A 23,942-nucleotide genomic window follows, 5' to 3' on the forward strand; every position below is an offset into this window, starting at 1 on the left:
GTGCTTTTTTAGAGTGTAGATTGCATAGCTAGAAACACCCAAAAAAATTTATAAAATCACTAGGTCATCTCTGTGGATCACAACATTAGACAGTGCAAAACCCAATTGCTCTGCAATATCTTGACTGTGCAGCCCTTTAATCTTCTCAAGCTCTTGGTTATCGAACGCACATAACCCTTTTGCAAACACCTTGCCATGCTCATCGCTTAGAGAGACTAAATCACCTCGAGTAAAATCACCTTTTATTGAAGTAATTCCCTTGGCTAATAAACTTGCCCCTTGGCACGTTAATGCCTCTACCGCACCTAAATCACAAATAATCGTACCTGTGGACTTTGGACCACTGAGCAGCCATTTTTTACGACCTTCAAGTGGTGCATCGAACTTTAATACTCGCGTGCTTGGCGCTTCGCCATTTAACACATCGACTAAGATATTCGTCTCCGAGCCTTTTGCAATAATGGTCTCAATACCTGCACGCTGCGCAATTTGCGCGGCTTGTAACTTTGTCGCCATACCGCCAGTACCGAGTGAGGTACCAGAGTCACCCGCTAAAGATTTGACGTTATCGTCAATTTCACTGATTTGTGTGATCAACTCGGCGTCTGGGTTAGAGCGCGGATCTGCGGTAAATAACCCAACTTGGTCGGTGAGTAAAATAAGCTTGTCGGCATTGGCTAAAATCGCCACCAACGCTGATAAATTATCGTTATCGCCAACTTTAATTTCTGCCGTTGCCACTGCATCGTTCTCATTAAAAATAGGAACGACAGCATGCTTTAAAATCTGCGTTAAGGTATCTTTCGCGGTCAGGTATCGTTCTCTGTGTTCAACATCGGCGCGCGTTAATAGCATTTGTGCAACGGGCACATCATATAGAGCAAACAGCGACTGCCACTGATTAATAAGTTGACCTTGACCAATTGCAGCGAGCATTTGCTTTTCACTGACTGAGCTGCCTATGGGTGTGGGAAGTTGGCTTCGCCCAGCGGCAACGGCACCGCTCGATACGATAACCACTTTATAGCCGTTTTCTCTTAGCTCAATACACTGTCGCACAATATCAACCATTCTTGGTTTATTTAAATGCAACTTGCCTGCTGTCAACACACTTGTTCCCAGCTTTACCACAACCAGTTTTTTGTTCATAACTCCCCCAATGAATACCTTTTTGGTTATATCAGAGCCAGTTTTTTGCACAAGTTAAATTTATTCATTTCAGAGTCAATGTTAATATGCGCACAGCTTAAATACTGTAGATTTTTACCGCTTTTTATTTAACCTGAGCTTTGGTTAAGAGATTTGCTAACGCATTGATGCTGCAATGATAAGCATTTTTTCAAATCTGCAGCCGGAGACTTTTAGCGATAACACTGCTCACGCGTTCTGCTATCGCCAAGGTACCTACATCCATATAGGCAAGGCGAATTTAAGCGTCAATAGCAGGCCTATTACAAGTAAATTCAACGCAGTTAACGTTGAAAGTAGCCGCTGGAGATAGATTTATTATCCAGAGCTCAGGTTATTTAATCTTTATGTTTAAGATCAAAGCGGCTTTTTTAAGTACTTGCACAATAGCCAAATAGCGCAAAGCGATAGAATACAAATGAAAGAGTAGATATGAAGAAACATTCAAATAAAAAAGAACTAATGATGCTGCCACTGCTTTTTATCAGCATTTTGCTTTGTGTTGGCGGTCATTTTATTTTGCAACCCAACTATCAAGATAGCCACATCATTGAATACAGTTTAGCGGCACTGCCCTTTGTGATGTTTGCGGTTGTGATAGTTGCCATCAAAATGGCTTTTAAAGCAGAGGAAAAAGAGCAAGACCAATAAAGTAGAGTTTACTTGCTCTTCTTTCGTTATCTATAAAACATGAGCTATAAAACGTGATAACCAAACCAATCAGGTACAAGCTGTTGGGTTTTCTCGCTTGGGGTAAGATGAATATCGTAACCCGTATCGAATAAATCAACTGCAAAGCAATCATCAACATCGTACAAGTCATCCTTATGTCGGTGCGACATGCCCTGCAACAACTTAGACTTCGCTTTTTGCTTTGCCTCTTCTGGGCTTACAGCCACACACAGCATAAACTCATGTTGCTCAGCTAAACTATCTACTCGATACGCGCCCATATTCACAAAGAATAGTTTTTCTCTTTGCAATGACGGCGTTTCACTGAGCGTAATTTCGTAGCCATCGACATATTTTACAGCCACATAACTGTCCATATGCACTTTGCTTTTGTCACCAACCCACTGTGCTTTTAACTTATCAAAACACGCTTCTATATTTTCACCTATCACAAAGCGTATATCGTGCATTTCAATATGACAGCCCGCTATTCGGCCCCCCAAATAAACCATAAATAGATGCATTACGTTCCTTAAAAACTATGTATATATAGGTATAGTGACAAGAGAAACCGCTCACCGCAATAATGAGGCAAGACTTTAATACTCTTGATATAAAGAACACGATGGAATTAAATATTCTTGCCATAACTCAAAAACAGAAATCAACAAATAAGAAGAAAGATAATGATAAAACCTCTCACGCTCATCATTGGTATGTGCTTTAGTGCTGTCAGCACAGCACATACAACCTTAATTCATAACGTTAACGGCTACACGCCAACACTTGATGGTAAAATTGAACGCTTTTCTACCCTAGTATTTAAAGATGGCAAAGTCGTTAAATATGGTGACAAAGACACAATCAAGCAATTTCCCCAAGCTAAGGCCATTGATGGAGAAGGCAAAACCTTACTACCAGGATTGATTGACGCTCATGGTCATATAATAGGTCTGGGTAATAACTTGCAAAGGCTAGATTTAAGAGGCATTCCTTCTGCAGAAGCGGCTGGTAAAAAGCTGCAAGCTTATGCTACAAACAATCCAGATAAGTGGTTAGTTGGCCGAGGCTGGGATCAAACTTTATGGGATAACAAAGCCTTTCCAACTGCTGCCGATTTAGACAAGTTCGTAAGCGACAGACCGGTTGTGCTCACTCGCGTTGATGGCCATGCTATTTGGGTCAACAGTAAAGCAATGCAACTTGCTGGTATTACCCAAGCTACGCAATCACCAGAAGGCGGTGAAATAATTCAAATCGCAGGCAAGCCTTCAGGTATTTTTATCGATAAAGCAGAAAACTTAGTTTTAAAACATATTCCAAAACAATCAATTGAACAAAAACAGCGCGCCTTATTTGCCGCATCAAAGCATCTACTTAGTTTAGGTATTACCTCAGCACACGATGCAGGTATTGATTACGACACTTGGCGCTTGTATCAAGATTTAGCTGAGCAAAACAAACTGCCATTTCGTATTTATGCCATGCTTTCGGCAAGCAGCCCAAAACTTGATGACATGCTAGATGCGGGTGTCATCAAAAAGCAAAATGATTTTTTAAGTATTCGTAGCGTAAAAATTTACGCGGATGGCGCTCTAGGTAGTCGCGGTGCTGCACTCATCAAAGACTATAAAGACAGAAAAAACCACAAAGGCCTTATGCTTGAAAATAAACCTGAACTCGAAGCCTTAATGAGCAAAACCTTTAAACATGGTTATAGCGCGCACACCCATGCCATTGGTGACAGAGCAAACCGCATTGTTTTAGACAGCTATGAAAGCCAGTTTAAGACTGTCGGCGGTAAGTTGCTACGTAACCGTATTGAGCATGCACAAATTGTACACCCTGATGATATTCCTCGCTTTAAGCAACTCGATATTATTCCATCTATGCAGCCTGTGCATGCCACCTCTGATATGCATATGGCAGAAAAGCGCCTAAGCTCCGAGCAATTACAAGGTGCTTACGCTTGGCAAACTTTCCTCAAGCAAGGTAGTAAAGTTGCCTCAGGTTCTGACTTCCCAGTTGAACTTGCAAACCCGTTCGACGGACTTTATTCCGCTGTAACTCGGATGTCGAAGCAACAAACACCTGAAAATGGCTGGCGCAATGATGAAAAACTATCACGAGAGCAAGCATTAACCTCGTTCACGCTGGATGCTGCTTATGCTGCATTTCAAGAATATAAGCTTGGGAGTTTAGAAAAAGGCAAATGGGCAGACTTTATTTTAATCGACAGAGATTATTTTACGGTGCCTGAAAATGAAATTTTTAAGATAGCCGTTGAACAGACTTGGATAGCAGGTGAAAAGCGTTTTGAGAAAAAGTAATTAGCGCTGTATTTTAATAATCCTTCTAATAGCCTTAGCATGCTTTGTTGATGCTAAGGCTTCTCTGTATTGCAATAGGAGTTATTGCTTACTCTCTCTAAGGAGCTTAATTAAATGATAAATATTCACTATCGCTAACAAAGCATTGGTAAATGCCACGGGCCAAGCTTGGATCATCACTCCATAAATGGTGAAGCAAATACACCCTGTTAAATTTAACCAACGTAATTTAGTTACGTTGGTCATCATTAAAGATAAAACTAAAAAAACCGACGCCAAATACCCTAAATATTCCCAACTCATCGTTCACTCCAACAAATTTCATTCTTAATCAAAAAGTGCCACATCAAATTTTATTGAAATGCCTCGGCTGCAAAAATTAAGGTAAAAACTCAATAACCACTTAGCATAAGGCATAAGTCATGCTATCTTCGCAACATGTGATTAACTAGGACAATTGTCCTAAGAGCCTTTTAGATGTTCCAATACCACTTTTCTGCCAATCTCGTTGAACAATTACTGCAATTTGCGGGTAATACTTTTGTACACACAAAGAAAGATGTACTGATTCACCAAGATGAACCATTAAGCAAATTAATTCTGGTCAGAAGCGGCACCGTGTCTTTTAGTTACGATGTAGGTAATGGTAGACGATTATTACTCGGTCAGCTTGACTGTAATAATACCTTAATTGGCGAAATTGAAGCGCTCAACAATCACCCTTGTACATACACGGTTACCTGCTTAAATGAAGTGCAATACAACCTTATTGAACTTAAACATTGGCGACAACTATTACTCGACCAACCAGAGCTCAGCTTATACACCGCACAAACCATCGCGGCAAAGTTCATTGAAAACCAAAAAGTGAACTTAGATAAGCTGTTACTTCCGCTTAGCTACAACATTGCTAAAGACTGCTTAATGCGCGCAGAAAACAGCAACCCAACCCTTCTAAGAGCTTACAACACAGTAAACGCTGAAGCAGAACGATTCGCTACCACAGAGCGCGCTTATCGCCGAGTTGTAACAGAATTAGTCGATAAAGGTCTGATAATCAGAACCCCTGATGGATTAAAGCCAGTAGACATTGATGCCTTAGACGACTTTGTCGACAGTTTTGCTTGCTAAAAAATAGTTAAGAGCGTCAAATTTACTTAGTAAATTAATTGTTATACCGCTTTATGCTAGCCCTAAAAAAAGGGACTGATTTTAATAAAAAAATTAAGCGTCTAAATTTGTATATGAACTTTTAATAAAGTATCATTCAGCAGCTTGACGAATAAATAATGAGCTATTATTCTCTACTTACTAATTTGCATTGCGGGGCAAGGTTATCTTATATCTGCAACATTATTAGTGCACTCTCAGTTTACTTGAAATTAAAGGAAAAGGTAAAAATCATGGGAAACAAAAAGTTTAATTTAACCAAGCTTGCCCTAGCAATGGGTGTTACACTAAGTCTTTCAGGCTGTTTCAGTGACAATGACAACAACATTGAAGTCAAACCACCTGTAGATACTGTAGATGTTGGTGAGATCCCAGATGGTACAGCGACTGAAAAGCAAGCAGGCTTTTTTACTATCGCGGTTAAAAATGTTGCAGGTGAAAACCTTGGTACATCAGAGGCTCCTGTAACTGTTCGTATTACAAAAAATGGGGATAACGTAGTATCACCTAAAGGTGAAGCACTTACATCTACTGAATTAACCTTAAATAATGGGCTTGGTTTATTTACTGCGTCAATTAGTGAAGTGACTGAAGAAGGTACTAACATCACTGTGAACTTCAGTGCAGACGGTTATTTCAACAACAGTACTGTAGTGACTCTTTCTAGTGAAATTACTGAAGCAGCATCAACTGTAATCTTAACACCACGCGCAGAAGTTGAAGGCGTTGCAATTGCGGCGGAAGAAGTTGAGCTTGGTGAAACTGTGACCATGGCTGAAGACGGTACGCTAACTAGTGATGAGCCAATTACTTTAACTCAAGAAGTAACAAAAGAAGACGCTACTGAAGAAGATGACAAAGGTGGTGCAACAATCACTATCCCTAGCGGCTCTAAAATGCTCACTAAAAACGAAGCTGGTGAGTTAGTTCCATTAACAAGCAAGCCTAAACTAGCTGTTGCTTACTTCAACAACGAAGCAAGTACAACAGCTGCAGCTAACGCTGACGATGCTACTGCTGAAGAGCAAACTCGTGACACTTCTTCTCTTGACTTCTTCCCTGGTGGTTTAGACCTAGCTGTTTCAGTGCCTGCTGCTGATACTGATAATGCGGAAGAAACTGCACAAAACGGTTCATTCACAACAGCTGGTTTTGTTGCTATCGAACTTACTGACGAAGATGGTAACAAAGTAAAAGAATTTGGTGACTCAGGTGAGGTTGATGAAGATGGCAACCCTATTAAAAACAGCATCGAAGTAAAAATGCAGGTAGATGTTAAAACTGCAAACACCTGTCCTATGAGCTACACACCAGTTTTAGCTGATGACCTAACAGACGACGAAATTGCTGCTTTATTGAAGCAAAAAGATGTTGAAGGTTTTGCTACTGATTCAGCGAAGCAAACTGATGGCGCTTACTTCCGCAAAGGCGCATGTATTTCTCCTGATGGAACAGCAATCGAGTCTCGTACAATTAAGGCTGGTGATATTGTTCCAGTGTGGAGCTATGATGCTGACGTAGCTGAGTGGTCATTCGAGAGCTATGGTGTTGCACAAGTAAATGAAAGCAACGCTGATGTATTCGACGTAGTTGTAAATGTAACTCACTTATCTTACTGGAACCTTGATTTCTTCAACTGGCGTCAAGCTAACAATGGTAACTGCGGCACTTCAAACAACGTACGCTTTGACATCGTTTATGCTGACGGCACAACTGACAACGTTTCTGCGTTTGACCTTCTAGTTGAATCACAGTCAGGTGGTTACCGTAAACTAAAACGTGGTTATGAGAGCACATTCTTCAATGAATCTCGTATCTACTACCCACCAGCGTTCTCTGTATTCATGCAGCTTCTTCAAAACAAAGCGAACATTGTTGACGGTGTATTAAACACAGATAACTCTACTGACAAAGTTTTCACTGACAACCCTGTTGATGAGCAAGCTTCTCGTCTTAAACTTGATGACCTATGTGAATTGAATGGTAAAACTGTAGTACTAACTATTGATGCACCAGAGCCGCCAGTAGATCAACCTGTTAAGACACAGTTTGTATGTAGCAATACAGATGACTTTGACGTAGCTCCTGCACCAGTTCCAACATCTACGTTTGTATACCTGTACAATTCAGATAACGTTTACCAAGGCCGTCGTTATACTAACAATGACGGTACAACAACATTCACAAATGTTGTTGCTGGTAACTATACTGTTAGGGCATTAGATCCAAATACAAATGCTCTAGTAGACTCAGCTGAGTTTGCTGCAAGTACAACAGAACAAGTTGTTAACCTGCCTGTAGAGTGTGAAGTTAACACAGTACCAGTAACTGGTACTGGTGGTTCTTAATTTATAAAGTAAACTGAACTTAAAGCCGTGCTATGCACGGCTTTTTTTATTTGTCGAGTAAGCGAGTAAGCGAGTAAGCGAGTAAGCGAGTAAGCGAGTAAGCGAGTAAGCGAGTAAGCGAGTAAGCGAGTAAGCGAGTAAGCGAGTAAGCGAGTAAGCGAGTAAGCGAGTAAGCGAGTAAAAGCTTATAGGTACATGAATGTATTACAAGCTTTTGATAAATCTAATTGACTACACCTTTGTGCTAAAGCACCCCCACCCCTAAATCTGGTTTTACATGCTCAATCACCATATAAGTATGATTTGTACCAACGCCTGGAATCTCTACAATTTGCCCTAGCACTTCACGATAAACCGTCATATCAGGTACTCGAATTTTCACTAAATAATCAAACCCACCGGCCACCATGTCACAACTCACTACATGAGGGATCCGAATAATATGCTGTTTGAAGGTTTCAAATACCGATTCAGTAGAACTTTTTAATCGTATTTCGACATGGGCAACCAAATGCTGCCCTAATTTTTCGGGGTTTAATCTGGCACTGTACCCTTCTATATAACCTTCACTTTCAAGTTTTTTTACCCTGTCTAAACACGGGCTAGGGCTTAAATTTACTGCCTTGGCGAGGTTTACGTTCGAAATTCTGCCGTTTTTGTGTAAAGCGTCTAAAATAGCTAAATCAATGCGATCAAGCACACGTGTTTTGATTGAAGTTGTCATACAGAATTTTATGCTGAATTATTTAGAATTTGAGCCGTAAATTATCGTAAATCGCCAAATTAAACCAGCATATTCTGCTGCGATTTGTATACAATGCACAAAAATTCTATCACCTAATAATTTTAGAGGGTTCACATTATGCTATTTAAAGGCGACTTAACGACCCAGTGTCCGATCCGTCAAAAGATCAGAGACTTTTATCGCATCGATGAAGAACAAGTCATCGATCAGATTTTGCCTTTAGCAGAAGTTGGTGTTTCTGCTCGAAGCCGTGCTTGGGAGCGCGCGCGTCAAATGGTATTAAACATTCGTAAAGACCAAAAAGGTAAAGGCGGTGTTGATGCGCTATTAGAAGAATATTCTTTATCTTCTGAAGAAGGCGTGGTGTTAATGTGTTTAGCTGAAGCTTTGCTTCGTGTGCCAGACAAAGAAACACAAGACGAACTAATTCGTGACAAGCTAAGTCAAGGTGACTGGAGCTCTCACTTAGGTAACAGTGACTCTCTATTTGTTAATGCATCAAGCTGGGGCTTATTGCTAACTGGCAAGATGGTTGACTATGCAGACAAATCAAAAGAAGAACAGTTTGGTCTGCTAAAACGTACTATGGGTCGCATTGGCGAGCCCGCTATCCGTAAATCTGTGCAATATGCAATGAAGATTATGGGTCAGCAGTTCGTAATGGGCACTACCATTGAAGCAGCCCTTGAACGAGCAAAAGAAAAAGAAGCACAAGGCTACGCCTATTCTTATGACATGCTAGGTGAAGGTGCACGCACCATGGCCGATGCTGAGCGTTACTTCAACAGCTACATGACTGCAATTCATGTCATTGGTAAAGCAGCAAATGGACGTGGTCCAATTAAGAGCCCAGGTATTTCAGTTAAACTATCTGCGATCCACCCTCGCTATGAATTCACTCACCGTGAACGCGTAATGGAAGAGCTGGTTCCTAAACTAAAAGAACTTGCACTTGCTGCTAAACAATATGACATCAACTTCACTGTAGATGCAGAAGAAGCTGACCGTTTAGATATTTCTTTAGACATCATCGAAGCGGTATTCTCTGATGAAGCATTAGGTGACTGGAACGGTTTCGGTCTTGCAATGCAAGCATACCAAAAGCGCGCTATCTGGGTTGTTGACTGGTTAGAAGCCCTATGTCGTCGCGTTGGCCGTAAAATGATGGTTCGTCTTGTTAAAGGCGCTTACTGGGATACTGAAGTAAAACTAACTCAAGCTGATGGCCTTGAAGGCTTCCCGGTATTCACACGAAAAGCAAGCACTGACGTATCTTACAAAGCCTGTGCGATTAAACTAATGAACGCGCGTGATGTGATCTTCCCTCAGTTCGCAACGCACAACGCCTACTCTGCTGCGACAATTCTTGAGCTAGCAAACGGCGAATACAATAACTTCGAATTCCAGTGTCTACATGGCATGGGTGATTCGTTATACAACCAAGTTGTGACTGAAGACAAAGTTCAGTGTCGTGTATACGCGCCAGTTGGACAGCACGAAGACCTACTAGCTTACCTAGTTCGTCGCCTATTAGAAAACGGCGCCAACTCTTCATTCGTTAACGCGATTGTTGATGAGAGTAAGCCGGTTGAAAGCCTATTAGAAGATCCTGTAGAAAAGATTCAGCGCTTACGCAACAAGCGTAATACGCAAATCACCATGCCTATCGACATGTTCGGTGCAGAGCGTAATAACTCTAAAGGTTTAGACTTAACCAATATTAATCACATCACGCCAATGCGTGACAATTTGAATGCTTGGGTAGAGAAAAACTTAATTACGCACAACGATGTACCTGAAGGTCATGAAGCGGTAATTAACCCTGCAAACCACGATGAAGTGCTTGGTTCAATTCGTCACCAAGACGAAGCTGAAATGAAGCAGCTAGTAACTAATGCTGAACAAGCATTCGAAGTTTGGTCAAAAGTCCCAATCAACGAGCGCGCTGACATTCTTCGTCGCACTGGTGATATCTTAGAAGATCACCGTGATGAGCTAATCGCACTGTGTATCAAAGAAGCTGGTAAAATTGCACAAGATGGTATCGACGAAGTACGCGAAGCAGTTGATTTCTGTCGTTACTACGCAGCAAAAGCAGAAGAGCTTGCGCTAGACGAGCGTTTCTCTCCACGTGGTGTGATTTTATGTATCAGCCCTTGGAACTTCCCACTGGCGATTTTCTTAGGCCAAGTGGCAGCGGCAATCGTGACTGGTAACACAGTTATTGCAAAACCAGCTGAGCAAACATCACTGGTTGCACTTCGCACTATCGACCTAATGAAACAAGTTGGTTTACCAGAGAACGTGGTTCAGCCTGTTATTGCACGCGGTAGCAAAGTTGGTCAGGTGATCGTACCTGATGAGCGTATTCAAGCCGTGATGTTCACAGGTTCAACTGAGACAGGTACACGTATTTCACAAACCCTCGCTGAGCGTGGTGGCGACCAAGTACCTCTGATTGCTGAAACCGGTGGTCAAAACTGTATGATCGTTGACTCAACGGCGCTTCCTGAGCAAGTTGTTGACGATGTGATCTCTTCAGGTTTCCAGTCAGCGGGTCAACGTTGTTCTGCACTTCGTGTTCTTTTTGTACAAGAAGAAATTGCAGACAAAGTGATCAGCATGATCAAAGGTGCAATGAAAGAGCTACATGTTGGTGACCCTGCTTACCTTTCAACAGATGTTGGCCCGGTAATCGACCAAAAAGCACATAGCGCCCTTACTGAGCACGTAGAATACTTAAAAGGCAATGCAACACTGCATTTTGAATGTCCGCTTCCTGATATGGGTGACACAGGCCACTTCTTCTTCGCGCCTCGTTTATATGAGATCAAAGACTTATCTGTGCTTAAGAAAGAAGTATTCGGTCCGTGTGTACACGTGATCCGCTTCAAAGGCACTGAAATCGATAAGGTAATCGACCAAGTAAACAGCACAGGCTTTGGCTTAACTATGGGTATTCACTCGCGTATTGAAGAGCGTGCTAACTACCTAGCTAAACAATCTCGCGCAGGTAACATCTACATCAACCGTAACATGATCGGTGCGGTAGTAGGTGTTCAGCCGTTCGGTGGTCGTGGTCTTTCTGGTACTGGCCCTAAAGCAGGTGGACCTAACTACTTAACTCGCCTAGTAAAAGAGAATAAGACACCGGATAACCGTCAAGTTACTAACGTACAAGTTGATGCTGAAGCGCTTCAGGCATTCCAGGGTGCGCAAGAGCAAGTTAGCCAGCTAATGCAAAACTCAATGCGCGATGAAAAGGTTTGGCGTGCAATGCCGCTAAATAACCGCGTATCTGTGGTACGTCAGCTATTAGCAAAACTTGCTAAGGTTGAGATTATGGATCAGCTTGCGGATGACCTAGCGCACACTTTAGCTGATGCACGTGAGCAGATCATTCGTGTTGAAAAGCGTCTAAGTAAGGTTGTACAGTTGCCTGGTCCTACAGGTGAGTCAAATACGATTCGTTACGAGCCACGTGGTTGTGTTGTGTGTTTTGCTGATAAAGACACCTCATTCAACTTCTGGGTAATGTCTATCATTACTTCTCTAGCTGCAGGTAACACAGTGATCACTGTGGTTTCTGACTTATTCCACGAAGAAGCATTAGCGTTCAGAGATAAGTTAATCAGCTGCGGCGTAGCCGAAGGCGTTATGCAGGTTGCTAAGCTAAACCAACTTCCTGCGGTACTGGCTCATGATCACCTAGCAGCAGCAGTTGTAGGTAGTGGCTGTGCGCGTAAAGGTTACTTCAGCACGCAACTAGCGGCACGTAAGGGTGCTATCCTGCCAGTGATCAGTGCTGAGTACTACGACACGCTACTTAATCGTCTCGTGACAGAAAAAACCATCAGTATCGATACAACGGCGTCTGGTGGTAATACATCGCTAATGACATTGGTTGAAGACGACGAATAATCGACTCAACTCTTTAATTTTAAAAAGCCTGTACTTTTAATCGAGTACAGGCTTTTTTTGTTTTTATGAATTATACCAATTGCATTAAATTGATGACCAATTATTGGTATAGATAAATGATTACCGGAAATGGTCAAATAACGAGGAAAAAATTACGGTATATAGTTATTCTATATGAGAAATTTTTGAAGAAGTTAGTGGACTATTTAGCTAGCTAGAATGTTCAATTAATTAATAAAATTGGTAATTCTCAACTGTTTTTTTACCTATCTTTTGCTAGGCTTAAATGACTGGCACTAAAAAAGAAAGTACTGTGAAGAGCATAAGCATCGAAGAGTTACAACCCGGCATGTTTGTTGTAAGCGTGTTAGAACAAACTGGCAGTGTGCAAGTCAAGACACAAGGCTGGGTTAAGACGCAAACTAGTATCGACAAACTCGCTTCTGCGGGTATTTTAAGAGTTGAAGTTGACCCAGATAAAATGCTCGACTTAAACAATAACAAGCACGGTATTACTGCGCCTGACTCTGATAATCAAAATGCGCATGAGCAAGAACAAGACCCTTGGCATAAATCTACTTCGATAAGCGCTGAAATAAACCAGGCAGTGAAACTTGTTGAAGAAGCCAAGTCACTTCAAGCCAAAGCCTTTGCAGATTTGAAAGCGGGTAACCCTATTGATGTCGAGGCTTTTAAAGAGGTAGCAACGAGCTTTATAGATTCAATTTTCCGTAATCAAGATGCCCTATCTTGCATCGCCATGATCAAACAAAAAGACGCTTATCTACTTGAGCATTCTATTAATGTTGCCACACTCATTACTATTTTTGCTAAGCATTTACGTTTAGACAGAGAGGTTATCGAAGAACTTGCTACCGGCGCTCTACTCCATGATATCGGTAAAATAAAAGTCGATGATGCGGTCCTCAATAAGCCTGGTAAACTAAGTGACAGCGAATTCGAGCAAATGAAACAACATGCTCAATTCAGTTATGAAATAGTCACTGAAGCTGGCTTATCTAAAATAAGCTGCGAAGTTGCAGGCTTTCACCATGAACGACTTGATGGCTCGGGTTACCCGCAAGGTTTAAGTAATGGTGAAATATCAGACTATGTCAGAATGGCCTCTATTGTTGATGTATTTGATGCATTAACTGCTGAACGAGTTTATAAAAAAGCACTTATGCCAATTCAAGCTTTTAAAATGCTCAGAGAAAGCAGTCCACAGCACTTTGATGAAAAACTGCTGAATGAGTTCATAAATTGTATTGGGGTATACCCTGTTGGCTCTTTGGTAAAGTTGAAGTCTCAAAGAATAGGCATGGTTGCAAGCTCAAACCCAAAGCAGCCCTTAAAGCCCATTGTTAAAGTATTTTACAGTGCTAAATCAATGTATCACATCGCCGTCGAAGACATAGATTTGGCAGAAAAACGCTGTACAGATGAATTAGAAGCAGCAATAAAACCTGAAGAGTTTGGCTTAGATTTGATTAAGTTTTTCAAGCACTCTGTTTTACCATAAGGTGCTTTCATTAAATTCGCCTCCGCATGCCTTAATAGGTGCTGACATAAAAAAGCCTAAACAACTTAAGTGGTTTAGGCTTCAATTTATATCTAAATTACGGTCAAGTGTTATTAATAAGGTTGCCAGTCTTGCATAGCTTTCACAGCAAAGTCATACCCTTGGAATCTAAAAACACTCGCCTCTGGCGCGATTTCCAGTAACCGCATACCATTAATTTTGTCACCCTCATACAGTTCAACGCCATTGATTTTTATCCAACGTTTGTGCTCTGAGGTGGCATAAATATGAGCTTGATACGTCAACTTTCCTATTGCAGCCTGTGTTTTTGCTGGTAGAAATTCAATAGATAAACGCTCTTTTTCTGGCGTAGTTTCAGCAGGCTCTGCCTCAGTGAAGTCTTTATCTGCCGTTTCTGCAACCGCAAGCTCAAATGCCGCTTTCAACCTTGCCGCTGCCTCATCAGCTGTGTTTTCTGGTCTTTGATTATCTGTATTGCTCTGTGAGTTGTAGTTATTTAACAACCCTGTTTGTGTCTTAGGCTCTGATTCTAGTGGTTTTCCTAATACGCGATACTGACTAAGATCTTCTTGCGGTGATGCTGTTTGTGAAGAAACACCCACTTGGCTACTCAACTGCGTCTCATCCAGTGGTTTACCTAATACACGATACTGGCTTAGGTCTTCTTCCGGTTGTGCTGGCAAAGCGTTATTGCTGACAACAGAAGACTCAGCTGGCACAGTATTGACCTGAGCAACAGCCGAAAGCGGTACCAATTGCTGTTTGAAAATAGGTGCCCCTTGCTCGTTTACCCCAACTTGCACTGACATCCATTGATATTGCTCACCGGATTGTACAGCCCCTTGATTATTAGAAGTTTCTGAAGTCGGCTTAGCCTGAGCTGGCTGCAAGCGCGCTACATTGTATTGTTGCTTTATTTCTTGCGGCGTTACTGTTTCAGTTACTTCTTCAACTTGCACTTGCTGATTTTGTAAGGTCTCAATTGATTGAGATTGACTCTGAAGATATTGGGCGCTGTAAAAACCAGCCAATGCAAAAGTGACACTCAAACCAACACCCGCAAGACCAAACGATAGCTTTCTATAGAAAGCCAGCTGTTTTGTTTGTTGATAGGCTAAGTGCACTTGCTCAGTATTGTTTGCAGTTTGTGATTGTTTAAATGCGGCATCAATAATAGACATAATTGAACTTCTTAAAAAATATAAGCAGCAGCAAAGCCAACAATATAGCTTGCTACAATAAGAGACATGACAGGCGCAAACTGCTTAAGCTTACTTTCAGAGGCTGGTTCACTATTTACGCTGACCATAGGTAGGGCTTCTTTTGCAGCCTGTTCAACCACAGCTTTATCTATGACTCTTTTCTGCGCAGAAAAAGCACCAAGCAAACATCTATCTGCCAGCAGATTGATTAAACGCGGTATACCTTGAGTTCGTTTATAAATGTGAGCAACTGCCTCATGACTGAATATAGCAGCATCACAACCCGCGGTTTGCAAGCGATGCTGAATATACGCAAACACTTGAGATTCTGTCAGTGCCAATAAGTGATATCGAGAAGTAATACGCTGAGCTAATTGCCTAAGCTCATTGCGCTGTAATAGGGTTTGCAATTCTGGCTGACCAATCAGCGCTATTTGCACCAACTTTTTATCGTCTGTTTCAAGGTTGGTCAATAAACGCAGTTGCTCAAGCACACTCGGTGATAAATGTTGAGCTTCATCAATCACAAGTAAAGTGTGCCCACCCACTTTGTAATTCTCTGTAAAGCGTGCTTTTAAGGCGTCGGTTAAGCTTTTAAGTGTCGCGGTTTCTGGATTATACGATATTGATAATTCATCACAGATACTTGCGAGTAGTTCTAGCTCAGAAAGCGCTGGGTTTAATACAAAAGCCACTTCGGTATTTTCAGGCAATGATTTCAGCATTGAGCGCGTTATGGTGGTTTTACCTGTTCCTACTTCACCCGTCAATAATACAAACCCACCTGTGTCACCCAGTCCATAATTTAAGTGTAACAGCGCCTCTTTATGACGCTCACTCATATATAAATACTCAGGATTAGGTGCAATTGAGAACGGCTTCTCTTTCAACCCAAAATAGCTTAAATACACGATAAAACTCTTTATTGTTATGATAGGCCCTATAATGGCAAAAAAGTGCGCAAGATAAAACCTTGAAACCAAGTGCACCCGTTGAAACATTGGAATACATATGAAAGTTTATTTAGTTGGAGGCGCTGTTCGTGACGCGCTTTTAAATTACCCAGTTGTAGAACACGATTATGTCGTCGTCGGTAGCACCCCTGAAGAAATGCAGTCTTTGGGGTATAAACAAGTCGGGAAAGACTTCCCTGTATTTTTACACCCAAAAAGTAAAGACGAATATGCCCTAGCGCGCAAAGAGCGCAAAAACGGACAGGGTTATACAGGCTTTATATGTGACTTCGACCCGACAGTCACCTTAGAAGAAGACTTATATCGCCGTGATTTAACCATCAACGCTATTGCACAAGATGAAAATGGACAGCGGGTTGACCCTTACCACGGCCAAGCAGATATAAAAAGCCGCTTACTTAGGCATATCGGCCCTGCTTTTAGTGAAGACCCACTTCGAGTTTTACGTGTTGCGAGGTTTGCAGCTCGTTATCAGCATTTAGATTTTACCATTGCGCCAGAGACGCTTTTACTTATGAAAAATATGGTTGCCAGTGGTGAACTTAAAACATTAACCAAAGAGCGGATCTGGTTAGAAATAGAAAAATGCCTAAAAACCAACACCCTTCATTTATTCTTAGAAGTAATAAATAGCATTAATGCTTTACCTGATGTCCTTCCTATTTTGCCAAGCTGGTCCAATCTAGAAACCCAAAAAGTAACAAGAGCTGATCAATGTGTGACCACACAAGAAGTAGCTGTTGAACCAGACATACTGCAAGTTTGTCACTTTTGTTTATGTCTAGAAGCCTGCTCACCAGATGACCTTAAACATATAGAACAAACGTTAAAGATCCCCAGCACCTTCGCAAACAGCTTGAGAGACTTTAAGTTATTAAATAACTTTTTAAATGAAAGAAACTTTAGCCCTGAAAATATTTTAGCGTTTTTTAACCTCATAGATCTTTGGCGTCGCCCTGAACGCTTTAACTTGTTACTAGAGATACTAAAATATACACAGTGTCAGCAGGATATTACACAAACGCTACAAAATTGTGCGATTGCATCTCAAGCGGTTACTGCACAACAAGTCATTGCATTGGGATATCAAGGTGCAGCGATTAAACTTGGATTACAAACATCGCGAATTGCTGCAATAGAAAAAACACTCAGTTAACAGCTCGCTCTTTTTACATACATTTAGAGGTGATTTTTTATTCAACACCTCTAGAGTTCCTGATATTTTATATTTAACTTTTCAACTGCTCACTATTAAAACAGCTAAATTAACAATAAAAAGAACAACAAAGTTACATTTAAGAACACAAAAAAAGCAATGGCTTTAACGAAAGTTTGCACACACTAACAAAGAGTTAAAACAAGCATTAACAAACCAAACAAACACCTCCAACTGTAAATTTAAGATTACAAAAAAATAAGCCCTAAACCACTGTAATTAAATAACAAAAACATTTAAACCCCAAAATAAAAACACAATTTACAAAAAGAGAACAAGTAACACAAACAAACCAAAGAGTTAAGTAACAATTACTTATGCTAAAAACAACACCTGACCTATGGCACATGCAACGCATGTGAGATTCAAAACAAATAGAGAAAGGTTATATGTTGAAGAAGTTAAACCTATTAACAGCAAGCATTCAGGCTGCTGTACTAGCTGGTACTGCCGTTGGCACAGCTGCAATGGCAAATACTGAAACTGAGGCAACTCAAGTTGAACGTATTCAAGTAACAGGCTCTCGTATTAAGCGAACAGACATTGAAGGTGCAAGTCCTGTTGTATCTTTTTCTAGAGCTGATATCGATGCATCAGGTGAGTTATCTGTTGCTGATGTACTTCGCGATACCAACTTTAACTCGTTTGGTTCTTTTTCTGAGTCATCTGGCTTTGGCGGTGGCTCTCAAGGTACAGCTACAGTATCTCTTCGTGGTATGGGTTCTGGACGTACTTTAGTTCTTATTGATGGTAAGCGTTTAGCACCTTCTCCTGGTTCAGGCGGCTCAACTGTGGATTTGAATACTATCCCTTTTGCAGCAGTTGAACGCATGGATATTCTTACTGATGGCGCTTCTGCTATTTACGGATCTGACGCTGTTGGCGGCGTAATTAATATTATCTTGCGCAAAGACTTTGAAGGTTTCAATGTAACTGGACAACTACAACGCCCAACGAATGAGGGTGGTGATCAAGAATCTATTTCTTTCACTTATGGTGCAGCTACAGACAAAGGTAATATCATCATGACTGTTGAGCATGATCTTAAAGATGTTATCTATACTCGCGACAGAGATTATCTAGCTTCAAATATCAAAGATAATTTTCAAGATTCGACAGGCATCAGTCAAGGTGGTCGCAATATCGAGTACACTGTGAAGCAAGCTGATGGCAAATTCAGATCTGAAATCCGTCCTGCTCAACTAAACGGCCAAAGCTTATGTGACGACCGTTTCGTAGGCATCATGCCTGACGGTAGAGAGAAATATGCTAATTCAACAGTCTGCCCTTTTGATCACACTCAATTCTCTGGTGTAACAGCAAAAGTTGAACGTACTAATATGTACACGTTCGCCCGTTATTCATTAAATGATGAAATTGAATTAAGCATGTCAGCTATGGCTACACGCAAAGCATCATTTGGTCGTTATGCTCCTACTGTAGGTAAATTCAACGTATTAGATACCCAGATGGCTAATGAGAGTATTGAATTAGCCGATGGTGAGGAAATTGTTGCAGCAAATGCAAACTGGCGTTTCATTGATAATGGAAACCGTGATGGCCGCACAGAAGAGTTAATGCTTGACTTTAAACTTGGCCTTAATTCAATTACTGAATGGGGAACTTGGACTGTTGGTTTCCAAAGAAACTTAAACCGAATTAATCAACATGGTTCGGGTTATGTAAATAGAAAGTTTGCAGAGCAATTTGCTAAAGAAGGCACGCTAACAGACCCTGTTTCAATTGCTTTAATGCAGCATACTATTATCAATGATAATAAATCTGATTATACGAATTTTCATGCTGGTATTGGTTTTGATAGCATAGCTGAGCTACCTGCTGGTGATGTTGGCCTTTATATTCACTCTGAATACTCTAAGACGGATTTCAAACGCTCTGCTGATCCTCTAAGCGATGCCAATGCTGTTATCGGCTCTGCAGGCGGCTCTACTTTTGGTGAGCGCTCAACAAAAGCATTAGCTGTTGAATCTATCATACCTGTGCACGACGATATTGAATTAACTGTTGCAGCTCGCTATGACCACTATTCAGATTTTGGTTCAAAGGTATCTCCTCAAATCGGTGTTAAATATGACTTTGCTGACGGTTATGCGGTACGTTCTAGCTGGGGTAAGGGCTTTGCAGCACCAACTTTTGATGCTCTATTCACCAAGTCTCAAGGCTTCCCATGGACTTACGTTGATGGTGAAGGTTGGGCACAGATCGAACAAAACTTAACGGGTTACACAGGTCTTCAAGCTGAGGAATCTGAGACTTTCAATATTGGTTTCATTGGTCAAGTAACTGATAGTGTGTCATTCACATTAGATTACTACTCAATCGAGCTTGAAAATGAAGTATCTCTATATAGCCGTTACCGTATTATGGATGATGTGAAAGATGGCATAGAATCTCCTGCACCAAATCGTGTAGAGTTTAATGCTGCTGGTTCACCTGAGCGCTTCTTCGTTAGCTATATTAATGATGGTAAAACGGAGCAAACAGGTGCTGATTTAACTGTGAAAGGTACATTTGACGTACTTGACGGTAAACTAACAGCTCAATTATCTTACAATCATATATTCGAATATAATACACCGTACAATGGTGATATTAACAACCTTGTTGATTTAATTGGCTTGAAAGGTCGTCCGCAAACTCGTTGGACAAGTAACCTAGGTTATGCAATTCAAGATCATTCAGTAACATTAACAGCACAATATATCGATTCACAGTTAAATGACTATGAATATGACAAAAACTGTAAGTGTTACGTAATCAATCCTGATGCTGTCAATACAGATAACGTTGCGACCTATATTGACTCTCATACAGAGTTCAATATCTCTTACAACTATACATACAGCCAAGATTTATCACTTTCTTTCGGTGTACGTAATATCACAGACGAGAAGCCTGAATTTGAAGATCCACAAACTCAATCTCGTTACCAAGCTGGCTTATACAGCATTCAAGGCCGCGTCTTACATGCGGGCTTTAATTTTAACTTCTAAGCGAAGTTAATCCGTAAGCGCCATTGTCTAATTTCAATGGCGCTTTTTTATAATTTACAATCAATGAAATACCAGCCATAACCTGAAAAAACCAGTCGAACTTTCAATAAAGTTACAATTGAAAATATCCTCATATCTTTTATTTCAATACAAAGGTTATGACAACATAAAAAACAGCGCCGAAGCGCTGTCATTATAGTCATGCTAAAAAACTTAAATAACCTTTACCATATTAAGAAAGCAAATAGTCCTAGACCTAAAAGCAAACGGTAAACGACAAACGGGAACATGCCCATTTTCTCAATCACTTTTAAGAAAAAGTAAATACACGCATAAGCCGCAATAAAAGATAATACCGCACCTAAAATAATCGCGTTCCAATCAATCAGTTCATCGCCAGCCGACAGCTTATAAATGTAGTAAGAGCCTGCCGCTGCAATAACAGGAATAGACATTAAAAAAGAGAAACGCGCTGCACTTTGTTTATTCAAACCAAGTAACAAGCCTGTTGTCATTGTGATACCTGAACGAGACGTACCCGGAAATAACATAGCAACCACTTGCGACAAACCAATCAATAGTGCCATTACCCAGTTAATTTGATAAATGGTTTTGATTTGGTTCGCTTTTGCATCGGCATACCAAAGTAATAAACCAAATACGATAGTCGTTGTGGCTATGATCCACGCATTACGAGAATATACTTCTACAAAATCCTTTAATAAGTAACCAATAATCAATGACGGTAAGGTTGCCAAAATGATCCACCAGCCAAGCTGGCTGTCATCAGTTTTTTTACCCTGTGCACCAAAGGAGTTAAACCAAGCAGCTAGAATATCTACAACTTCTTTTCTAAAATAGATAATCACCGCTAACAATGTACCGACGTGAACAGCGACATCAAAGGCTGTGCCTTGATCTTGCCAGCCCAATACTTGTGACGGCAGAATTAAGTGTGCTGAACTCGAAATAGGTAAAAACTCTGTAAGACCTTGCACTAAGGCCAACACGATAATTTCAATAATGCTCATGAGTTAAAACTCCACTTTCCATAGCTTTTGGTTTAAGTTGTTATAATTTTCCCAGAGTTCACCTACCGTTTGCTCTGCAACAGGATGGTAAAAGTCTGCTGCTAACTCCGCGAGCGGCTGCAGAACAAACGCATTTTTGGTAATTTCATCACGAGGCAATTGTGCAGGTGAATCGCAAACTACATCATCATAAAATAGTAGGTCGAGATCGAGTGTGCGTGGGCTAAACTTTTTATCAGACGGTGTTCGACCATTGTCCCTCTCGATCTGCTTGAGCAAAGCACACACCTGCTCAAGCGGCATCTCTGTTTGTGCAGCAAAGACTGAATTAAAAAAGTTATTACCGTTAAAACCAACGGCTTCACTTTCAAATACACTAGAGTGTTGATATTCGGGAAATTGAGAAATTAAGGCATTTAGACCTGCACGTAGATGCTTATCTCTGTCTACATTGGAGCCTAAGCTAATAAAAATCTGCGCCATATTAGATGTCTTTAACTCGAGTGATCTCAACACCAACAGTCTGCGCCGCTGGCACTGCTGCGGGCTTACTTACCTTAATCTTCACTTGTGTGACGTTATAATTTTTTAAGATTAACGCTGCGAGTTGCTCAACCAAGGTTTCAAGTAATTCAACTGGTTTTGCTGTGGTATGTGTAATTATGTCTTCGCTTACCTTTGCGTAATCTACCGCTAAGTTAATATCATCACTCTCAGCTGCAGCTCGAATATCAGTCAGCATTTCCACATCAAAGTACAAACTTTGTTTACTCTCTTTCTCAAAATCGTACACGCCAATAATAGTTTCAACATGTAGCTGAGAAATATAGACCTTATCCATTCACGCCCCACTTTGGTATTTTGTCTGTGACAAATAGATTAGTAACTTATATAGTTACATTCGAATCGGGAAATGATAGCCGAAATACGCTTAAGACAAAATAAGGAAACCTGTGTTAATTACGTTAATCTGCATATGTGCCTATTTAATTGGTTCTGTATCGTCTGCAGTGCTCGTGTGTCAGTTATTCAAGTTACCAGACCCTCGTTTTTCTGGTTCAAACAACCCAGGCGCGACCAATGTGCTTCGTTTAGGCGGTAAACTTCCAGCCGTTTTAGTTCTCACTTTCGACATCTTGAAAGGCACAATACCGGTCTGGGGCGCATATTTTTTAGGTGTAGAGCCATACTGGTTGGGTGCGATTGCTGTCGCAGCTTGCCTTGGACACATTTACCCGGTGTTCTTTCATTTTAATGGGGGTAAAGCCGTTGCGACGGCGTTTGGAGCACTATTGCCAATCGGATTAAGTCTAGGCGGGCTGTTAATCGCAACGTGGGCCGTTGTGGTTTGGCTTACTCGATATTCATCGCTAGGGGCGATTATCACAGTTGCTTTAGCTCCGCTTTATACTTGGTTGATTAAACCCCTTTATACTGTGCCAGTGAGCTTTTTAACAGTGCTGATTATTTTTCGTCATCGAGCCAATATAAAAAGGCTCCTTCAAGGAAAAGAGCCTAAAATAGGTAAAAAGAAGACTTAGTTTTCAGACCTACAATGGTGGTAAACTTTCAATCGGCCAACGCGGCTGCGTTTTCATATCTAGTGTTGCATATTGCTTGGCTTTTAATCTCTGCATACCTGCAAACGCAATCATCGCGCCATTATCAGTACAAAACTCAGTGCGAGGATAAAACACCTGCCCTTTCATCCCTTGCATCATGCGCTCAAGCTTTTGGCGCAGTTCAGTGTTTGCACTTACACCACCGGCAATGACTAAACGTTTAATACCTGTTTCTTTCAGAGCTCGTTTGCACTTAATCGCCAGTGTATCGATTACAGCGGTTTGGAATGCATGCGCAATATCGGCTTTGGTTTGTTCGTCATCACCTTCGCTACGAATGGTGTTGGCTGCTGCTGTTTTTAAGCCACTAAAACTAAAATCTAAACCTGGTTTATCTGTCATAGGTCGCGGAAAAGTAAAACGCCCGGGCGTCCCCTGCTCGGCCATTTTTGCCAGTAGCGGGCCGCCAGGATAGTCTAAACCTAATAATTTAGCAGTCTTATCAAATGCCTCACCTGCGGCATCATCAACTGACTCACCTAGCACTTCATACTCACCGATACCAGCCACTTTCACCATCATGGTGTGGCCACCAGATACAAGTAATGCAACAAATGGGAACTCTGGTTGCTCGTCTTCGAGCATCGGCGCTAATAAATGCCCTTCCATGTGATGAACGGCAACAGCAGGCTTATCCCAAGCAAATGCCAATGAGCGACCAATTGAAGTGCCTACTAATAAAGCGCCAACCAATCCTGGACCCGCAGTATAAGCCACACCATCGATATCTTCTGGGCCACAATCTGCTTCTTTAAAAGCTTCATCTATCAGTGGAATAGTTTTGCGGACATGATCTCGAGAAGCCAGTTCTGGTACAACACCACCGTAGTCAGCATGCACTTTTACTTGACTATAAAGTTTATGGGCTAATAACCCCTGCTCATCATCGTAGATTGCAATTCCCGTTTCGTCACAAGATGATTCAATGCCTAAAATGCGCATCAATAATTCTCCAGTTTTTAATCT

At 41.2% G+C, this 23,942-nt stretch carries 19 protein-coding genes; 9 read left to right on the plus strand and 10 right to left on the minus strand.

Annotated elements, in window-relative coordinates; translation table 11 throughout:
• Window positions 1–48 precede the first annotated feature (48 nt).
• Window positions 49–1,149, minus strand: a complete 1,101-nt coding sequence (gene proB, locus ACGHEH_RS16160) for a glutamate 5-kinase (protein WP_390447292.1) — start codon at window positions 1,147–1,149, stop codon at window positions 49–51.
• Window positions 1,150–1,620: 471 nt separating this feature from the next.
• On the opposite strand from proB, the gene ACGHEH_RS16165 reads away from it, so the two are divergent.
• On the plus strand, window positions 1,621–1,839 hold the full coding sequence (locus ACGHEH_RS16165; protein WP_390447295.1) for a hypothetical protein: 219 nt from the start codon (window positions 1,621–1,623) through the stop codon (window positions 1,837–1,839).
• Window positions 1,840–1,883: 44 nt separating this feature from the next.
• Here the strand turns inward: ACGHEH_RS16165 and ACGHEH_RS16170 are convergent, their stop codons facing one another.
• Entirely contained in the window at window positions 1,884–2,384 is a 501-nt protein-coding gene (locus ACGHEH_RS16170; RefSeq protein ID WP_390447298.1) for a DUF1543 domain-containing protein, read from the minus strand.
• A gap of 162 nt (window positions 2,385–2,546) precedes the next feature.
• On the opposite strand from ACGHEH_RS16170, the gene ACGHEH_RS16175 reads away from it, so the two are divergent.
• Window positions 2,547–4,190, plus strand: a complete 1,644-nt coding sequence (locus ACGHEH_RS16175; protein WP_390447301.1) for an amidohydrolase — start codon at window positions 2,547–2,549, stop codon at window positions 4,188–4,190.
• 81 nt (window positions 4,191–4,271) lie between these two features.
• Here the strand turns inward: ACGHEH_RS16175 and ACGHEH_RS16180 are convergent, their stop codons facing one another.
• Window positions 4,272–4,493, minus strand: coding sequence for a YgjV family protein (locus ACGHEH_RS16180; protein WP_390447304.1), 222 nt, complete (start codon window positions 4,491–4,493; stop codon window positions 4,272–4,274).
• 174 nt (window positions 4,494–4,667) lie between these two features.
• Here ACGHEH_RS16180 and ACGHEH_RS16185 point away from each other — a divergent pair, with 174 nt between their 5' ends.
• Together ACGHEH_RS16185 and ACGHEH_RS16190 are read left to right on the plus strand one after the other, a co-directional pair.
• A complete protein-coding gene (locus ACGHEH_RS16185; RefSeq protein WP_390447307.1) occupies window positions 4,668–5,321 on the plus strand; it encodes a Crp/Fnr family transcriptional regulator in 654 nt (217 codons plus the stop codon).
• A 272-nt stretch (window positions 5,322–5,593) separates the two neighbouring features.
• On the plus strand, window positions 5,594–7,708 hold the full coding sequence (locus ACGHEH_RS16190; protein ID WP_390447310.1) for a hypothetical protein: 2,115 nt from the start codon (window positions 5,594–5,596) through the stop codon (window positions 7,706–7,708).
• Window positions 7,709–7,952: 244 nt separating this feature from the next.
• Here the strand turns inward: ACGHEH_RS16190 and ACGHEH_RS16195 are convergent, their stop codons facing one another.
• Window positions 7,953–8,432, minus strand: coding sequence for a winged helix-turn-helix transcriptional regulator (locus ACGHEH_RS16195; RefSeq protein ID WP_058029014.1), 480 nt, complete (start codon window positions 8,430–8,432; stop codon window positions 7,953–7,955).
• A 138-nt stretch (window positions 8,433–8,570) separates the two neighbouring features.
• On the opposite strand from ACGHEH_RS16195, the gene putA reads away from it, so the two are divergent.
• On the plus strand, window positions 8,571–12,374 hold the full coding sequence (putA, locus tag ACGHEH_RS16200; RefSeq protein ID WP_390447313.1) for a bifunctional proline dehydrogenase/L-glutamate gamma-semialdehyde dehydrogenase PutA: 3,804 nt from the start codon (window positions 8,571–8,573) through the stop codon (window positions 12,372–12,374).
• A 313-nt stretch (window positions 12,375–12,687) separates the two neighbouring features.
• A complete protein-coding gene (locus tag ACGHEH_RS16205; protein ID WP_390447314.1) occupies window positions 12,688–13,896 on the plus strand; it encodes an HD-GYP domain-containing protein in 1,209 nt (402 codons plus the stop codon).
• Window positions 13,897–14,009: 113 nt separating this feature from the next.
• Here ACGHEH_RS16205 and ACGHEH_RS16210 read toward each other — a convergent pair whose 3' ends face one another.
• Together ACGHEH_RS16210 and ACGHEH_RS16215 are read right to left on the minus strand one after the other, a co-directional pair.
• Window positions 14,010–15,098, minus strand: a complete 1,089-nt coding sequence (locus ACGHEH_RS16210) for a general secretion pathway protein GspB (RefSeq protein WP_390447316.1) — start codon at window positions 15,096–15,098, stop codon at window positions 14,010–14,012.
• Window positions 15,099–15,109: 11 nt separating this feature from the next.
• The gene (locus ACGHEH_RS16215; protein WP_390447319.1) at window positions 15,110–16,030 is read right to left on the minus strand and encodes an ExeA family protein; all 921 of its coding nucleotides are present in this window, start codon (window positions 16,028–16,030) and stop codon (window positions 15,110–15,112) included.
• A gap of 100 nt (window positions 16,031–16,130) precedes the next feature.
• Here ACGHEH_RS16215 and ACGHEH_RS16220 point away from each other — a divergent pair, with 100 nt between their 5' ends.
• Together ACGHEH_RS16220 and ACGHEH_RS16225 are read left to right on the plus strand one after the other, a co-directional pair.
• A complete protein-coding gene (locus tag ACGHEH_RS16220; RefSeq protein WP_390447322.1) occupies window positions 16,131–17,249 on the plus strand; it encodes a tRNA nucleotidyltransferase in 1,119 nt (372 codons plus the stop codon).
• Window positions 17,250–17,698: 449 nt separating this feature from the next.
• On the plus strand, window positions 17,699–20,323 hold the full coding sequence (locus tag ACGHEH_RS16225) for a TonB-dependent receptor plug domain-containing protein (protein WP_390447324.1): 2,625 nt from the start codon (window positions 17,699–17,701) through the stop codon (window positions 20,321–20,323).
• A 224-nt stretch (window positions 20,324–20,547) separates the two neighbouring features.
• On the opposite strand, the gene ACGHEH_RS16230 is transcribed toward ACGHEH_RS16225, so the two are convergent.
• The 3 genes from ACGHEH_RS16230 to folB are packed head-to-tail and all read right to left on the minus strand — an operon-like array spanning window position 20,548 to window position 22,195.
• Window positions 20,548–21,354, minus strand: coding sequence for an undecaprenyl-diphosphate phosphatase (locus ACGHEH_RS16230; protein ID WP_390447327.1), 807 nt, complete (start codon window positions 21,352–21,354; stop codon window positions 20,548–20,550).
• Window positions 21,355–21,357: 3 nt separating this feature from the next.
• The gene (gene folK / locus ACGHEH_RS16235) at window positions 21,358–21,837 is read right to left on the minus strand and encodes a 2-amino-4-hydroxy-6-hydroxymethyldihydropteridine diphosphokinase (protein WP_390447330.1); all 480 of its coding nucleotides are present in this window, start codon (window positions 21,835–21,837) and stop codon (window positions 21,358–21,360) included.
• 1 nt (window position 21,838) lies between these two features.
• The gene (folB, locus tag ACGHEH_RS16240; RefSeq protein WP_390447332.1) at window positions 21,839–22,195 is read right to left on the minus strand and encodes a dihydroneopterin aldolase; all 357 of its coding nucleotides are present in this window, start codon (window positions 22,193–22,195) and stop codon (window positions 21,839–21,841) included.
• Between the two features lie 112 nt (window positions 22,196–22,307).
• On the opposite strand from folB, the gene plsY reads away from it, so the two are divergent.
• On the plus strand, window positions 22,308–22,895 hold the full coding sequence (gene plsY, locus ACGHEH_RS16245; protein ID WP_390447334.1) for a glycerol-3-phosphate 1-O-acyltransferase PlsY: 588 nt from the start codon (window positions 22,308–22,310) through the stop codon (window positions 22,893–22,895).
• 9 nt (window positions 22,896–22,904) lie between these two features.
• Here the strand turns inward: plsY and tsaD are convergent, their stop codons facing one another.
• Window positions 22,905–23,918, minus strand: a complete 1,014-nt coding sequence (tsaD, locus tag ACGHEH_RS16250; protein WP_390447420.1) for a tRNA (adenosine(37)-N6)-threonylcarbamoyltransferase complex transferase subunit TsaD — start codon at window positions 23,916–23,918, stop codon at window positions 22,905–22,907.
• Between the last annotated feature and the right edge of the window lie 24 nt (window positions 23,919–23,942).

It is taken from the genome of Pseudoalteromonas sp. MTN2-4, from assembly GCF_042848605.1.
Lineage (GTDB): Bacteria > Pseudomonadota > Gammaproteobacteria > Enterobacterales > Alteromonadaceae > Pseudoalteromonas.

Bases quoted from the DNA above. Each gene is read 5' to 3' on its own strand.
- ACGHEH_RS16210 (WP_390447316.1), bottom strand. From the start codon at position 15,098: ATGTCTATTATTGATGCCGCATTTAAACAATCACAAACTGCAAACAAT.
- ACGHEH_RS16180 (WP_390447304.1), bottom strand. From the start codon at position 4,493: ATGAGTTGGGAATATTTAGGGTATTTGGCGTCGGTTTTTTTAGTTTTA.
- ACGHEH_RS16225 (WP_390447324.1), top strand. From the start codon at position 17,699: ATGTTGAAGAAGTTAAACCTATTAACAGCAAGCATTCAGGCTGCTGTA.
- tsaD (WP_390447420.1), bottom strand. From the start codon at position 23,918: ATGCGCATTTTAGGCATTGAATCATCTTGTGACGAAACGGGAATTGCA.
- ACGHEH_RS16170 (WP_390447298.1), bottom strand. From the start codon at position 2,384: ATGCATCTATTTATGGTTTATTTGGGGGGCCGAATAGCGGGCTGTCAT.
- proB (WP_390447292.1), bottom strand. From the start codon at position 1,149: ATGAACAAAAAACTGGTTGTGGTAAAGCTGGGAACAAGTGTGTTGACA.
- ACGHEH_RS16230 (WP_390447327.1), bottom strand. From the start codon at position 21,354: ATGAGCATTATTGAAATTATCGTGTTGGCCTTAGTGCAAGGTCTTACA.
- ACGHEH_RS16190 (WP_390447310.1), top strand. From the start codon at position 5,594: ATGGGAAACAAAAAGTTTAATTTAACCAAGCTTGCCCTAGCAATGGGT.
- ACGHEH_RS16220 (WP_390447322.1), top strand. From the start codon at position 16,131: ATGAAAGTTTATTTAGTTGGAGGCGCTGTTCGTGACGCGCTTTTAAAT.
- putA (WP_390447313.1), top strand. From the start codon at position 8,571: ATGCTATTTAAAGGCGACTTAACGACCCAGTGTCCGATCCGTCAAAAG.
- ACGHEH_RS16175 (WP_390447301.1), top strand. From the start codon at position 2,547: ATGATAAAACCTCTCACGCTCATCATTGGTATGTGCTTTAGTGCTGTC.
- ACGHEH_RS16185 (WP_390447307.1), top strand. From the start codon at position 4,668: ATGTTCCAATACCACTTTTCTGCCAATCTCGTTGAACAATTACTGCAA.
- ACGHEH_RS16165 (WP_390447295.1), top strand. From the start codon at position 1,621: ATGAAGAAACATTCAAATAAAAAAGAACTAATGATGCTGCCACTGCTT.
- ACGHEH_RS16195 (WP_058029014.1), bottom strand. From the start codon at position 8,432: ATGACAACTTCAATCAAAACACGTGTGCTTGATCGCATTGATTTAGCT.
- folK (WP_390447330.1), bottom strand. From the start codon at position 21,837: ATGGCGCAGATTTTTATTAGCTTAGGCTCCAATGTAGACAGAGATAAG.
- folB (WP_390447332.1), bottom strand. From the start codon at position 22,195: ATGGATAAGGTCTATATTTCTCAGCTACATGTTGAAACTATTATTGGC.